Source organism: Phyllobacterium sp. P30BS-XVII, from assembly GCF_014138335.1.
GTDB classification, from domain to species: domain Bacteria; phylum Pseudomonadota; class Alphaproteobacteria; order Rhizobiales; family Rhizobiaceae; genus Phyllobacterium; species Phyllobacterium meliloti.
Genome location: NZ_JACGXO010000003.1, coordinates 494,969 through 508,635 on the forward strand (window position 1 = coordinate 494,969; position 13,667 = coordinate 508,635).

General features: G+C 56.1%; 15 protein-coding genes and 1 pseudogene. 6 read left to right on the forward strand and 10 right to left on the reverse strand.

Annotation, left to right across the window (positions count from 1 at the left end; genetic code table 11):
• The first annotated feature begins 8 nt into the window (after nucleotides 1-8).
• From FHW17_RS11600 to FHW17_RS11610, 3 genes are all read left to right on the forward strand, one after another.
• The gene (locus tag FHW17_RS11600) at nucleotides 9-1,304 is read left to right on the forward strand and encodes a pitrilysin family protein (protein ID WP_182509900.1); all 1,296 of its coding nucleotides are present in this window, start codon (nucleotides 9-11) and stop codon (nucleotides 1,302-1,304) included.
• A gap of 13 nt (nucleotides 1,305-1,317) precedes the next feature.
• Complete coding sequence (locus FHW17_RS11605; protein ID WP_091880884.1) at nucleotides 1,318-1,899, forward strand: GNAT family protein; 582 nt, start codon at nucleotides 1,318-1,320, stop codon at nucleotides 1,897-1,899.
• Between the two features lie 79 nt (nucleotides 1,900-1,978).
• Nucleotides 1,979-4,816, forward strand: coding sequence for an EAL domain-containing protein (locus FHW17_RS11610; protein WP_246706814.1), 2,838 nt, complete (start codon nucleotides 1,979-1,981; stop codon nucleotides 4,814-4,816).
• A gap of 30 nt (nucleotides 4,817-4,846) precedes the next feature.
• Here FHW17_RS11610 and FHW17_RS11615 read toward each other — a convergent pair whose 3' ends face one another.
• Complete coding sequence (locus FHW17_RS11615) at nucleotides 4,847-5,449, reverse strand: YqgE/AlgH family protein (protein ID WP_112524993.1); 603 nt, start codon at nucleotides 5,447-5,449, stop codon at nucleotides 4,847-4,849.
• 172 nt (nucleotides 5,450-5,621) lie between these two features.
• Here FHW17_RS11615 and FHW17_RS11620 point away from each other — a divergent pair, with 172 nt between their 5' ends.
• From FHW17_RS11620 to FHW17_RS11630, 3 genes are all read left to right on the forward strand, one after another.
• The gene (locus FHW17_RS11620) at nucleotides 5,622-6,425 is read left to right on the forward strand and encodes a protein-disulfide reductase DsbD domain-containing protein (RefSeq protein WP_182509901.1); all 804 of its coding nucleotides are present in this window, start codon (nucleotides 5,622-5,624) and stop codon (nucleotides 6,423-6,425) included.
• Between the two features lie 81 nt (nucleotides 6,426-6,506).
• The gene (locus FHW17_RS11625; RefSeq protein WP_091880888.1) at nucleotides 6,507-6,992 is read left to right on the forward strand and encodes a peroxiredoxin; all 486 of its coding nucleotides are present in this window, start codon (nucleotides 6,507-6,509) and stop codon (nucleotides 6,990-6,992) included.
• A 150-nt stretch (nucleotides 6,993-7,142) separates the two neighbouring features.
• Complete coding sequence (locus FHW17_RS11630; protein WP_182509902.1) at nucleotides 7,143-8,009, forward strand: rRNA adenine N-6-methyltransferase family protein; 867 nt, start codon at nucleotides 7,143-7,145, stop codon at nucleotides 8,007-8,009.
• Here FHW17_RS11630 and rnhA read toward each other — a convergent pair.
• The 9 genes and pseudogenes from rnhA to FHW17_RS11670 form a co-directional block, all read right to left on the reverse strand.
• The gene (rnhA, locus tag FHW17_RS11635) at nucleotides 8,006-8,449 is read right to left on the reverse strand and encodes a ribonuclease HI (protein ID WP_182509903.1); all 444 of its coding nucleotides are present in this window, start codon (nucleotides 8,447-8,449) and stop codon (nucleotides 8,006-8,008) included. The genes FHW17_RS11630 and rnhA overlap by 4 nt on opposite strands.
• Nucleotides 8,446-9,426, reverse strand: a complete 981-nt coding sequence (locus FHW17_RS11640; RefSeq protein WP_182509904.1) for a homoserine kinase — start codon at nucleotides 9,424-9,426, stop codon at nucleotides 8,446-8,448. Before FHW17_RS11640 ends, rnhA begins: the two co-directional genes overlap by 4 nt.
• Before the next feature lie 2 nt (nucleotides 9,427-9,428).
• Complete coding sequence (ispH, locus tag FHW17_RS11645; protein ID WP_162700342.1) at nucleotides 9,429-10,436, reverse strand: 4-hydroxy-3-methylbut-2-enyl diphosphate reductase; 1,008 nt, start codon at nucleotides 10,434-10,436, stop codon at nucleotides 9,429-9,431.
• Nucleotides 10,437-10,488: 52 nt separating this feature from the next.
• Complete coding sequence (locus FHW17_RS11650) at nucleotides 10,489-11,256, reverse strand: SURF1 family protein (RefSeq protein ID WP_227987105.1); 768 nt, start codon at nucleotides 11,254-11,256, stop codon at nucleotides 10,489-10,491.
• Nucleotides 11,257-11,263: 7 nt separating this feature from the next.
• Nucleotides 11,264-11,659, reverse strand: coding sequence for a DUF983 domain-containing protein (locus FHW17_RS11655; protein ID WP_113097485.1), 396 nt, complete (start codon nucleotides 11,657-11,659; stop codon nucleotides 11,264-11,266).
• Nucleotides 11,656-11,757, reverse strand: a pseudogene (locus FHW17_RS25450) (L,D-transpeptidase family protein); the annotation flags it as partial. The pseudogene FHW17_RS25450 and the gene FHW17_RS11655, both read right to left, overlap by 4 nt.
• 175 nt (nucleotides 11,758-11,932) lie before the next feature.
• Complete coding sequence (locus FHW17_RS11660) at nucleotides 11,933-12,811, reverse strand: cytochrome c oxidase subunit 3 (protein WP_112525008.1); 879 nt, start codon at nucleotides 12,809-12,811, stop codon at nucleotides 11,933-11,935.
• A 58-nt stretch (nucleotides 12,812-12,869) separates the two neighbouring features.
• Nucleotides 12,870-13,511, reverse strand: coding sequence for a cytochrome c oxidase assembly protein (locus FHW17_RS11665; protein WP_091880904.1), 642 nt, complete (start codon nucleotides 13,509-13,511; stop codon nucleotides 12,870-12,872).
• Nucleotides 13,511-13,666 (reverse strand): hypothetical protein, encoded by a 156-nt coding sequence (locus tag FHW17_RS11670; RefSeq protein WP_091880905.1) that lies wholly within the window; start codon nucleotides 13,664-13,666, stop codon nucleotides 13,511-13,513. Before FHW17_RS11670 ends, FHW17_RS11665 begins: the two co-directional genes overlap by 1 nt.
• Between the last annotated feature and the right edge of the window lies 1 nt (nucleotide 13,667).

A 13,667-nucleotide genomic window follows, 5' to 3' on the forward strand; every position in this document is an offset into this window, starting at 1 on the left:
AGCATTGCATGGGCGTTGAAATCAGTCGCCTCTCCAACGGTCTGACGATTGCGACAGAGACGATGCCGCATGTGGAGAGTGTAGCCCTTGGCATCTGGGTCAAGGCAGGATCACGTAACGAGGCGAGCAATCAGCACGGTATTGCCCATCTTCTCGAACATATGGCTTTCAAAGGGACGGAAAACCGCTCCGCCTGGAAAATAGCCGCGGATATTGAAGATGTGGGCGGCGAGATCAATGCCGCTACAAGCGTTGAAACAACCTCCTTCTACGCCCGCGTTCTGCGCGATGACATGCCATTGGCGATCGATATTCTCGCCGACATTCTCAACAGTTCCAAATTCGATGAGGAAGAGCTGGAACGCGAGAAAAACGTCATCATGCAGGAAATCGGTGCGGCGCATGACACGCCCGATGATGTTGTTTTCGACCGGTTCACCGAAACCGCATTCAAGAATCAGACCATTGGCCGGACCATTCTCGGCACACCGGAAACCGTCCAGTCCTTTTCCTCCGCCAATCTGCGCAGCTATATGGATGACCAGTACAGCGCCGAGCGCATGGTGGTAGTCGCTGCAGGCGGCGTCAAACATGATGATTTTGTCCGCGAAGTCGAAAGCCGTCTTGGCTCTTTCCGGGCAAAGACAACGGCGCCAGAGCCGGATATCGCGCATTATGTCGGTGGTGATTTCCGCGAACAGCGCGAATTGATGGATGCTCAGGTCGTTCTCGGCTTTGAGGGCCGTGCCTATCATGTGCGCGACTTCTATGCCTCGCAACTTCTCGCCATGATCCTTGGTGGCGGAATGTCATCGCGGCTGTTTCAGGAAGTGCGCGAAAAGCGCGGGCTCTGCTATTCGGTCTATGCCTTCCACTGGGGCTTCTCGGATACCGGCGTATTCGGTATCCACGCGGCTACGGGCCGCAATCACCTGAAGAAGCTTGTGCCTGTCATCATCAATGAGCTGCACGAAGCGGCCCGCAATATCGGACAGGACGAGCTAAACCGTGCGCGGGCGCAATATCGTGCCAGCCTCCTGATGTCGCATGAAAGCGCTGCAAGCCGCGCCGGCCAGATTGCCCGCCAGTTGCTGCTTTACGGTCATGCGGTTTCGACCGAACAACTGGTGGAGCGCCTGTCCAAGATCACGACCGAGCGCCTGACCGATCTTGCCGGACGGCTTTTCATCGACTCGTCGCCGACCTTGGCTGCGGTTGGTCCCATCGCACCTTTGATGAAATATCAGGATATTCGTCATGGGTTGGCACCGATAACGCCGAGCCAGCGAAAAATAGCGGTCTAACGGCTCAAGCGCCATGATCGCCCTGCCCTTCCTGAAAAGCGCTTCGCTCTCACTGCAGGGCGAAAGGCTTTATTTGCGAGCCCCGCAGGTTTCCGACTATCGGGCCTGGGCCCATCTGCGCGCCCAGAGCCGGGATTTTCTGACGCCGTGGGAGCCGCTCTGGGCCGATGATGATCTGGAGCGCAGTTCATTCCGGCACCGTATCCGTCACTACGACGAAGAGGCGGCGGCAGGAACGGCGCATCCCTTTTTCCTTTTCCACAACTCTGATTCACGTCTTCTCGGCGGCATCACGCTTGGCAATATCCGCCGTGGTGTCGGCCAGAATGGCATGATTGGCTACTGGACGGGCGCGCCCTATGCCGGACAGGGCTATATGGGCGAGGCCCTGAGCCTGCTGATATCCCATGCTTTTACCAAAGTAAGGTTGCACCGGCTGGAAGCGGCCTGTATTCCAAGCAATGAAAGATCGATCCGCCTTCTCGAAAAAGCCGGATTTCAGAGGGAAGGACTGCTACGCTCCTACCTCAAAATAAATGGTATGTGGCAAGACCATCTGCTCTTCTCGCTCTTAGAAGACGATGTGCGACGCTAAAATAAAGGTTACATTCGTGGCATCATTGACCGGACTCATGCTGAAAGGCTTATCGAGGATTTTTGTCCTCATCTTTTTGATGACGTCCATGCTCTCCGCCGCCAACGCGTTCGAAACCATCAAGATCACCAAGGAAAGCACCGCTCTCGATCTCTCCAAGGCCGTGGAGATTTACCGGAATCAGGGCGAGACCTTCCAGATTTCTACAGCCCCCGGCACGGATGGCATTGTCCGCCGCATCGAGGTGCAGGCCAATGACAGCCGCTCGACGGGTGACTGGGCGGCATTCTCGCTGGCCAATCCCACCGATGAACAGATCGACCGTCTGATCGTCGCGCCGCATTTCCGTTTGGTCGGATCGGGTTTCATCTGGCCCGATCTTGGTTCGACGCGTATCACCTCGATTACCCCGAGCGAGGGCTTTGCGCTTGACCGGCAGGCCAGTGAAGATGCCGACATCTTTCTTGTCACGCTCAATCCCGGTTCGGTTATTACTTTTGTCGCTGAACTTGCTTCCCCAAACCTGCCGCAGGTCTATGTGTGGGAGCCGAATGCCTATAAGGATACGGTCAATTCCTATACGCTGTATCGCGGTATCCTGCTCGGCATCGCCGGTCTTCTCGCGCTGTTCCTGACCATCCTTTTCGTCGTCAAGGGCACCTCGCTTTTCCCGGCGACTGCGGCCATGGCCTGGGCGGTTCTTGCCTATATCTGCGTGGATTTCGGCTTCTGGAACAAGCTTATCGAGATAACACCCGGCAATGAGCAGATGTGGCGAGCGGGCACCGAAGTGGCGCTGGCGGCGACACTGGTGATCTTCCTGTTCACCTATCTCAATCTCAACCGATGGCATGACAATTTCAGCTATGGCGCTCTGACGTGGATTTTAGGTCTTGGTATCCTTTCCGGCGTGGCGATTTTTGATCCGCCCATTGCTTCGGGTATCGCGCGTTTCTCGTTTGCGCTGACCATTATTGCCGGCATTGTGCTGATCGGCTTCTTTTCGTTCCGAAGTTATGACCGGGCAATCATGCTCATACCGACATGGCTGCTTCTGCTTGTCTGGATGATGGGAAGCTGGCTGACCGTATCTGGTATTCTCGCCAATGATATTGTCCAGCCTGCACTTGGCGGCGGTCTGGTGCTGATCGTCCTGCTCATTGGCTTCACGGTCATGCAACACGCCTTTTCCGGCGGCGCTCTGCAGCAGGGTCTGTTCTCCGATGTGGAGCGGCAGGCGCTCGCCATTATCGGTTCGGGCGATATCGTCTGGGATTGGGATGTACCGCGCGACCGCGTTGTCACCACGCCTGATCTCACCAATTTTCTCGGTGCTTCGGCAAGCTCACTGCATGGCGCTGTACGCAACTGGCTGCCGACCTTGCACGCCGATGATCGCGACCGGTTTCGCACCACGCTCGATGTCATTCTTGAAAACCGGCGCGGGCGCATTTCGCAGACATTCCGCCTGCGCGCCAATGATGGCCATTATTACTGGTACACGTTGAAAGCCCGGCCTGTTATCGGTTCGGATGGTGAAATTGTCCGTTGTGTAGGCACATTGATTGATGTGACCGAGCAGAAAAAGGCGGAAGAACGCCTGCTGCACGATGCGGTGCATGACAATCTGACCGGCCTGCCCAACCGCGAGCTGTTTCTTGATCGCCTTGGTTCTGTCATCACCATGGCGCAGACCGAAAGCAAGATTCGCCCAACTGTCTTCATCATCGACATTGACCGCTTCAAGCAGGTGAATGACGGGCTTGGCATGTCAGCTGGGGATACGTTCCTTTTGACCGTATCACGCCGCCTGCATCGTCTGTTGCGCCCGCAGGACACGCTCAGCCGCCTGTCCGCCGATCAGTTCGGCCTCATTCTGGTATCGGAAGTTGAACCGGCGCGCATTGCCGCCTTTGCCGAAGCGGTCAAACAGGCGATCCGCGCACCGATTGCCTTTGCCAAGCGCGAGATTGTGCTGACCGCTTCGCTTGGTCTGATCACCTGGACATCGGGCAGTTCCGCCTCGCCTGAGGATCTGGTGAAAGATGCCGAGCTTGCCATGTTCCAGGCAAAACGCTTTGGCGGCGACCGGATCGAGCCATTCCGCCCCGCCTTCCGCGCTGTTGGCAGTGACAAACTGCAATTGGAATCCGATCTGCGCCGGGCGCTGGAACGCAGCGAAATTCACATTGCCTACCAGCCGATCGTGCGGCTTGAGGACAATACGATTGCCGGGTTTGAAGCCCTCATGCGCTGGGATCACCCGCGCCGGGGCTCGATACCACCGTCCGAATTCATCCCAATTGCCGAAAGTTCCGGCCTAATCGTGCAGCTTGGCCTGTTTGTCATGCAGCACGCGACCGAAGATCTCGTCAATTGGCAGCGCACCATTGGCGCGACGCCGCTGTTCGTCTCGGTGAATATTTCGAGCAGCCAGCTGATCCGTCAGGACCTGATTGACGATGTGCGGTCGGTGCTAACGAAAACCCAGATCGATCCGGCGAGCCTCAAACTCGAACTGACCGAATCCCTGATGATGGAAAATCCTGAGCGTTCCGCCCACGTGCTTTCGAGCATCAAGGCGATGGGCGTCGGTGTTTCCTTGGATGATTTCGGCACGGGCTATTCGTCCCTCTCCTATCTCACCTCGTTCCCCTTCGACATGATCAAGATCGACCGGTCGTTCCTCAAGGCCGAACAGCCACAGAAGGTGACGCTGCTGCGCTCCATGATCAGCATGGCGCATGACCTTGGGCTTTCGGTTGTCACGGAAGGTATCGAGAACGAAAGCGATGCGCTGCAACTGCGCCAGATGGGCTGCGAATATGCCCAGAGCTTCATGTTCAGCCCGCCATTGACGCTTGATGTGGCAACAAAGCTGCTGCGCGAGCAGTTCCAGCAGTCGAAGGCTTCTTAGGAAATTAATGGATCAGGCGTGTCCGGCCACTCAAGCGTGTCCCGCCACGGTGGCAAGGCGCGAAGGGTCAACGCCCATATGCGCCAGAAGCCGATCATATTTGCTTTCAAGATCCGTATCAAAAAGCAAATCCTGCGGCGCACGGCAGGTCAGCCAGCCATTATTGGCAATCTCGTTTTCGAGCTGGCCTGAAGCCCAGCCTGAATAGCCCAATGTCATCAGGGCACAGCGCGGACCACGACCGCCTGATATAGCGCGTAAAATATCCACCGTTCCGGTCAGGCAAATCTCTTCCGAGACGGGCATGGTTGAATCGGTCAGATAATCGTCGGAATGCAGGACGAAGCCACGGCGCATCTCAACCGGCCCGCCATTGCGCACGATGAAATCCCGCGTGCAATCTGGCAGCATGATCGCCTGATGCTCATCAAGAACGCCGAGTTGAACAAGAATTTCGGAGAATTCCATTTCCTGCGGGCGATTGATGATCAGTCCCATCGCCCCCTTTTCCGAGTGCGCACAGACATAAATGACCGAGCGCGCAAACCGGCTGTCATCCATTCCCGGCATCGCCAGAAGGAATTGACCATTCAGAAATCCGGTCTCTTTGTTCGCCGTTCTGAAAATCTCCATCAAATAAAGGTATCAAGGATTGCGTAAATGACAACGGTCTTGCGCAAGGAAATGTAAAAAGAGCCCAATCCGGGCCCTTTCCGCTTCCAAATAACACGTTCCTCACACAGAAATGATGAGCAAATTCTATCATATCCTTGATAAGGCCCTGAAGCCCTGCAAATGTCCGTGCATGAAAATGAACATAATTTTTACAGCTGCCATTGCCATGCTGGCTTTTGTTTCGCCAACACTTGCCGGAAATTCGGACTGGACAAGGACAGCCGGCGGCAGTGTCCGGCTGATTGTCGATAATCCGCAGAAGGGTGCAAGCGAGGTGCGTGGTGCCGTCCAGATCAATCTTGATCCGGGCTGGAAAACCTATTGGCGCGAACCCGGCGATGCGGGTGTGCCGCCGGAACTGGCACTTTCGCAGGAAGGCAATATCAAGAGCTATTCGCTGGGCTTCCCGGCGCCGCACCGGTTTGAAAATGGTGGAGCGAAATCGGCTGGCTACAAAAAGTCCGTTTCCTTTCCGGTTATTCTGACGCTGACTGATCCATCCAAACCGGCGCAATTGAAGGGCCACGCATTTCTCGGTATCTGCGAAGCAATCTGCATTCCGGTTACGGCTGATTTTGACATTACCGTTGACAATGACCCGACAGATGCATTGACCAAGACGCTCGTCAGCGATGCGTTTGCCGCTTTGCCTGACAAGGCTTCTGCCGCCTTCGGTATCAAAAGCGCGGTGCGCCGAGATGATCACGTCAAGGTAACAGTCCAGCTTCCGGTGGATCAGCCGCCAACGGACCTTTTCGTTGCCGGCGAAGGCGGTGTTACATTCGGCATGGCAAAGCTGAAAAGCCACGAAGCCTCAAGCGCCGTGTTTTCCGTTCCTGTTCTTTCGGGCAAGGACAAGAAGTCTGTCACGCTGAACTATACGCTGGTTCAGGGGGAAAAGGCTGTTTCGGGTAAACTCGACGCGCAGGAATAGCACCAAACGCCCTCGACTTTTCGCCCCGCACACCCTATCTGCCTTAGGTCTCAATTCCTCATTTCATCAGGGAGCCAATTCATGACAATCAAGGTAGGCGAGCGTTTGCCGGACGCCACGTTCAAGACGAAATCCGATGACGGTGTCAGCGAAGTGCGCTCCGATGCGCTGTTCAAGGGCAAGAAGGTCGTGCTGTTTGCCGTGCCGGGTGCTTTCACCCCGACCTGCAGCATGAATCACCTGCCCGGTTATCTTGAGAACCGCGATGCCATTCTGGCAAAGGGCGTGGATACCATTGCCGTTGTTGCCGTGAATGATCCGCATGTCATGGGCGCATGGGCCAAGGCCACCAATGGCGAAGGCAAGATCCAGTATCTCTCCGATGGCAATGCAACTTTCACCAAGGCTGTCGGCCTCGATATCGACCTTGCTGCAGGCACAATGGGCGTGCGCTCCAAGCGCTATTCCATGCTCGTTGAAGACGGTGTGGTCAAGGAACTGAACATCGAGGATTCGCCGGGTCAGGCGGTAACTTCGAGCGCGGCGACCCTGCTCGGCCAGCTCTAATCAACTGCATTGACGGGATATTCAGAGGGCCGGTTTTCCGGCCCTTTTTGATTTCGGCAAGAATTTTAGGCCTCCTTCCCACGATGTCATTTGATTTGGGAATGCTGCCGCGTACAATCGCACTTTCATATCTTGGGAGTGTTCGCACCGATGACACCAGATGAGTTGAAGATCGTACGCCGTGCCTATGCAATGCAGATCGCGGCCATTGCCGGGGCTGCTGACCAAGGCGTGGAAGACGCTTTCGCCAAGGTGCCGCGTGAGGCGTTCCTTGGGCGGGGGCCATGGCAAATCCTGCGTTGGCAACGCCGCTCCTACACACCAACACCAAGTGCCGATCCGGTTTATCTTTATACCAATGACCTTGTTGGCATCCTGCCCGAACGGCACATCAACAATGGCGAACCATCATTGCATGCTTTCCTGCTTGCGCAGGGTGCTCCCCGGCAGGGTGAGCATGTCGTGCATGTGGGTGCTGGCGTGGGTTATTACTCGGCAATCATGGCGCAATTGGTCGGCCCCTCGGGCAAAGTCACGGCCATTGAATATGATCCGGAACTAGCTGAAAAGTCACGCGCAAACCTTGCCGCCTATTCCAATGTGACTGTGGTCCAAGGTGACGGAAGCACTGTTGCATTCGACGCTGCCGACCTGATCTACGTGAACGCCGGAGCGACGCGGCCCGCTGATAACTGGCTCGACAACCTCAAAGAAGGCGGAAGGCTGATCCTGCCGCTGACAACCGACAATGGTTTCAGCAGCGACTGGAGCAAGATCAAACAGCGCGGCGCCATGTTTCTGATAACACGCGAAGCGGATGAGTTCCGCGCCAAATGGATATCGCCCGTCGGCATATTTCCCTGCGTCGGCATGCGCGACGAGGCATCGGAAAAGGCTCTCGCCAGGGCATTCGAGCAGGGCGATTACACGCGGGTCACGCGCCTCTACCGGACGGATGATATAGAGGCAGAACGGTGCTGGGTTCGTGCGCCCGGCTGGTCCCTCGCCTATGACTAGGACTTGTTCTTGAACGGCGCCATGCCAGCGCGGGCAAGCTCATCAGCGCGTTCATTTTCCGGATGCCCCGCATGGCCTTTGACCCAATGCCAGATGACCTTGTGGCGCTTGCGCGCCTCGTCAAGGGCTTGCCACAGCTCGGCGTTCTTCACCGGCTTCTTGGCCGCTGTTTTCCAGCCATTGCGCTTCCAGCCTTCAATCCAGCCGGAAATGCCATCGCGGACATAGACAGAGTCCGTATAGAGATCGACGGAGCATGGCTCTTTGAGCGCATTGAGCGAAGCAATGGCGGCCATCAGCTCCATACGGTTGTTTGTTGTATCCGCTTCGCCGCCCGAAAGCTCTTTCTCATTGCCGTTCCAGCGCAATACCGCGCCCCAGCCGCCGGGGCCGGGATTGCCTGAGCAGGCACCATCGGTAAAAATCTGGATGGACTTCACGAGGCAGCACTCACCGGCAGCAGGCCATATTCTTCGGCTGATCTGATCTGGCGATGGAAGCGCATGCGGCGCACATATTCCATCGGGTCTTTCTTGACGACGAAACTGCCTTCGGGAACCGTCAGCCAATCATAAAGCCGTGTGAGCATGAAACGCAGGGCCGAACCGCGTGCAAGGATCGGCAGGCTTTCCGCTTCCTCTGCCGAAAGCGGGCGCACGGAATTATATCCGCGAAGCAAGGCGGTGCCCTTGGTCAGATTGAACGAATGGTCCTTTTCAAAACACCAGGCATTCAGGCAGACCGCCACGTCATAGGCGAGCAGATCGGTACAGGCGAAATAAAAATCGATGAGGCCGGAAAGCTTGTCACCGAGAAAGAAAACATTATCCGGGAAGAGATCGGCGTGGATGACGCCGGTTGGCAGATGCTTTGGCCAATGCGCCTCGAAGAATGCGAGGTCTGCCTCGGTCTCGTTTGCCAGTCCGGGTTCAACGCGGTCCGCATTGTCCTTCGAATTGTTCCACAATGGCCGCCAGCCATCGACGGAGAGCGAATTCTTGCGGCGCATGGGGAAATCCGCGCCCGCCAGATGCATACGCGCCAGCGCCTCGCCCAGAGCATGGCAATGCTGCACGGTGGGTCTGCGCATCCACATACCTTCAAGGAAGGTCACAATCGCCGCCGGGCGTCCTGCAAGCTCGCCAATGCTGGAACCGCTTTTCTGCACCACGGGCAAAGGACAGCTGATCCCCTTTCCTGCAAGATGCTGCATTAGGCCCAGAAAGAACGGCAGGTCGTTGCTGTTCACCCGCTTCTCATACAGCGTCAGGATGAACGAGCCTTTGCCGGTGTGAGCCAGATAATTGGAATTCTCAACGCCTTCGGCAATGCCCTTGTAAGAGAGCAGTTCGCCGATGTCATAGTTCTTGAGAAAATGCGCGAGATCGATTTCGTTGATATCGGTATAGACAGCCATAATCAGTGGGTTCCGTTGACGAAAGCCATATCGCCACTGGTCAGTTCCACATCGCGCAGATCGCGCATGACGTGGAAATTTTCGGTTTCAATGGTTGTTTCGGCAAGTTCGATCGACACGGAATAGCGCTCCGAAAAGGCTTGAATGATTTCATCGACAATGATTTCAGGTGCAGATGCACCGGCGGAAAGGCCAACCGTCGAAATATCGCCAATGGCATCCCAATCGATATCCACCGCCCGTTGCACGAGAAGCGATTGCGAGGCACCCGAGCGCTCAGCCACTTCCACCAGACGCTTGGAGTTGGATGAATTCGGCGCCCCAACCACCAGAAACAGGTCGCAGCCCGGCGCTGCCGCCTTCACCGCGTCCTGCCGGTTTGTCGTGGCATAGCAGATGGATTCGGCTGCCGGTGCCGTCAGATCCGGGAACCGGTTCTGCAGGGCAGCGATGATACCCGCAGTGTCATCGACGGATAGCGTCGTCTGCGTGACGAAGCCCAGATTCTTCGGATCAGCAGGCTGATAATTCTCGGCATCCTCGATGGTCTCGATCAAAGTTACCGCGCCCTCAGGCAATTGTCCCATCGTTCCGATGACTTCAGGATGACCGGAATGGCCGACCAGAATGACATGCCGCCCAAGCCGTTGATGGCGCATGGCTTGCTTATGCACTTTGGAGACAAGCGGACAGGTCGCATCGAGATAAAACAAATTCTTTTGCTCTGCATCTTCAGGCACCGATTTCGGTACGCCGTGAGCAGAGAAGACCACGGGCTGGCTGCGGTGCTCTGCCGGGATTTCGTCGAGTTCTTCGACGAAAACGGCACCGCGCGCCTGTAGACCCTGCACCACATAACGATTGTGGACGATCTCATGCCGGACATAGACTGGCGCACCGTATTTCTTCAGCGCCAGAACCACGATCTGAATGGCGCGATCCACCCCGGCGCAGAATCCGCGCGGTCCGCACAGGCGGATTGTCAGTGGTTTCTTGTCAGCCATGGTCACAGGTCTCGCGGAATTCAAAGCTTTTGATATGCACCTTGGAATTGGGCGGCAATCAGCGGGAAGTCAAGTCCGAAGGTTCAGTTTGTGGTTCGGCAACCCGCTTTCGCCTGATCATGGAGATGATGACAATCGCCAGCAAAGTCGCAGCAAGCCCATACCAGGTCACCGCATATTGCAAATGGCTGTTGGGCAGATCGATGATCGTGACGCCGCCAATGGGAAAACCGCCGGGGTTGGGCGTTTTGTCCGCATCGATAAAGAACGGCACCAACTGCTCCGGATTGATGCTGGACTGCGCTGCCATGGTAGGCAGGTCCTTCCAGAAGTAGATGTTCTTGACGAGATCATTGTCCGGCAAGATCGAGGATGGCTTTCCATCGAGCGGGTTGCGGGCAAGCCCGGTGACTGTCACTGGCCCCGCAACTTCACCCTGCTGGCGCGTTGAGGAATTCTTCTGGTCATAGGGCACGAAACCCCTGTTAACAAAAACGGCTCGCCCATCGTCGAGTTGCAGGGGCGTATAGACGAAGTAGCCGGAGTAACCATCATAGGTCGAGAAAAAATGCCGCTCGCGATCATTGAGCAGACGCCCGGTAACCGTAACCGGACGGTATTCGACATCATGCTCCTGCGCCCAGATTTTTTCGATATCAGCCAGCGGCTGCGGCGCGGAATGGGTCCGTGCGGCGATGGTCGCCAGCAGCGCTTCCTTCCATTGCAGGCGCTCCACCTGCCATGTGCCAAGTCCGATCAGGATGGCGAAGAGAAGCGTGCTGAGGATCAGGGTGATCCATGGAAACCGGGTTGGTCTTACGGGCATTGTAACATCACTCATGAGCAGCGGGCATATCAAGCTGCCCCTCCGCAGCTTTATTTCTGTATTGAAGGGCGATCAGAACACCTTTCATCCAACGCAGGGCCAACAGGCAAAGCACCAGCGCCAGTGGAATCCACAGGATGAAATGGACCCATAGCGGCGGATCAAGCGTTACTTCCATCCACAGCGCAAGCCCGACAACGATAAAGCCGATAAGCAGCATCACCAGCACCGCCGGACCATCGCCCGAATCAATAAAGGAATAATCGAGGCCGCAACTTGAGCACTGTCTTGCGGGCGTCAGGAAACCGTCAAAGAGTTTCCCCTGTCCGCAGCGGGGGCAGCGTGCCTTTACACCAGCCGCGAAAGGGTCAACTGGCGGATAAAGGGCTTTATCTTCAGTCATGGGTTGATCTCGATCGGTGTTCCATCCTGGACCAATGCCCAGATTTCATCCATTTCGCGATTAGTGACGGCAATACACCCATCTGTCCAGTCGATAAGTTAGAGTATCGCCTGCGCCTTTGCCGCAAAGAGCGGGAACAGTGCCACGAGCAATGCCGACGATATAATCAGATGCCTTATCATATCCAATGCATGATGTAGGATTGCGCCAAAAGAATGAGGGCGGTCATGTTGCCATAACCGCCCCCTGTAATGTCCTGATCTGATGACCTGTTTATTCAACAGCCATCGGTGCGCCCCATGAGGCCCACACATAGATCGAGAAGAACAGGAACAACCAGACCACGTCCACGAAGTGCCAGTACCAGGCGGCAGCTTCGAAGCCGAAATGCTTCTGCGGGCTAAAGTCACCGCGCATGGAGCGCAGCAGGCAAACCAGCAGGAAGATCGTTCCGATGATTACGTGGAAGCCGTGGAAACCCGTGGCCATGAAGAAGGTTGCGCCGTAGATCGAATCCTTGAACGCGAACGGTGCGTGTGCGTATTCATAGCCCTGCACGAATGAGAAGAGCATGCCGAGCAGGACGGTGAGTGTAAGACCGCTGATCAGACCCTTGCGATCATTGTGGATCAAGGCATGGTGCGCCCATGTCACGGTTGTGCCTGACAGAAGCAGGATGATCGTGTTGTAAAGCGGCAGGTGGAGCGGGTCGAGAACCTCGATGCCCTTGGGAGGCCAGATACCGCCAGTGAAGGCAGCACGGGCAACCTGCTCTGCTTCGCCGGGGAAAAGGCTGGCATCAAAGAATGCCCAGAACCAGGCAACGAAGAACATCACTTCCGACGCGATGAACATGATCATGCCATAGCGCAGATGCAGCGAGACAACGCGGGTGTGGTGTCCTTCCTTGCTCTCCTTGATCGTATCCGACCACCAGCCGAACATGGTGTAGAGAACGATGGCGAGACCGATCAGGAACAGCCAGGGCTGTGCCAGATTATGGCCGAACAGGTGCAACTCACCGCCATTGTGGTAGCGCATATAAGCAATGCCGCCGATAGCCATGACAAAAGCGCCGACCGAACCGAGGAACGGCCATGGGCTTGGATCAATGATATGGTAGTCGTGGTTCTTTGTGTGCGCTTCGGCCATTTTAACCCCCGCAAGTTCTATTCATCTGTTTCATCACTGACAAACCGTCAGCGCAAGTTCAAAGCTGTCCTGACGCCTTGTCTTTCTTCACATTGGCGCTGGCGGCAACGGGTGCCGGCATCGCAATCGGAAAGAAGGTGTAGGACAGGGTGATTGTATTGACGCCCTTCAATTCTTCCGCGTTGACGATATCAGGGTCAACGAAGAACACGACGGGCATCTGCATGTCTTCGCCCGGCTTCAAAACCGTATCGGTAAAGCAGAAGCACTCAACCTTGTTGAAGTAGGCACCTGCTGCCTGCGGCGTTACGTTGAACGCGGCGCGGCCAGCGGTTGGCTTATCCAGAATATTCTTGGCTTCGTAGTGGATGAGCTTGGTTTCGCCAATATTCATCGTCACTTCGCGCTGCACCGGCTTGAACTGCCAAGGCAGGCCATCTGACGTATTGGCATCGAAGCGAACCGTGATCTTCTTATCGAGGATCGTATCGGACATCTGCTCAACGCGCTGCGTCGTGCCGCCATAACCAGTAACCTGACAGAACATCGCGTAAAGCGGCACCGCCGCAAAAGCCATGCCAACCATGCCGAAGAAGAAGGCAATGCAGGAGATCGCAATCGTGCGGTCCGAAACCCGGCGCTTCGGCGTTGCTGCGCTATCGGTGGCTGGTGTCTGGTTCTCTTCCACTGGAGCGCTCATCACATCTGCCGTTCGAGAATCTTCGCACCGAGCTTGGCCCAGGTGCCGACATAGACAAGAATCACAAAGGCCGCCAATGCCAGCGCCAGTGCTATGGATCGGCTGCGCTGCGCGCGCTTCTGCTTTGGTGTCAGTGTTACGCGATCATCACTCATG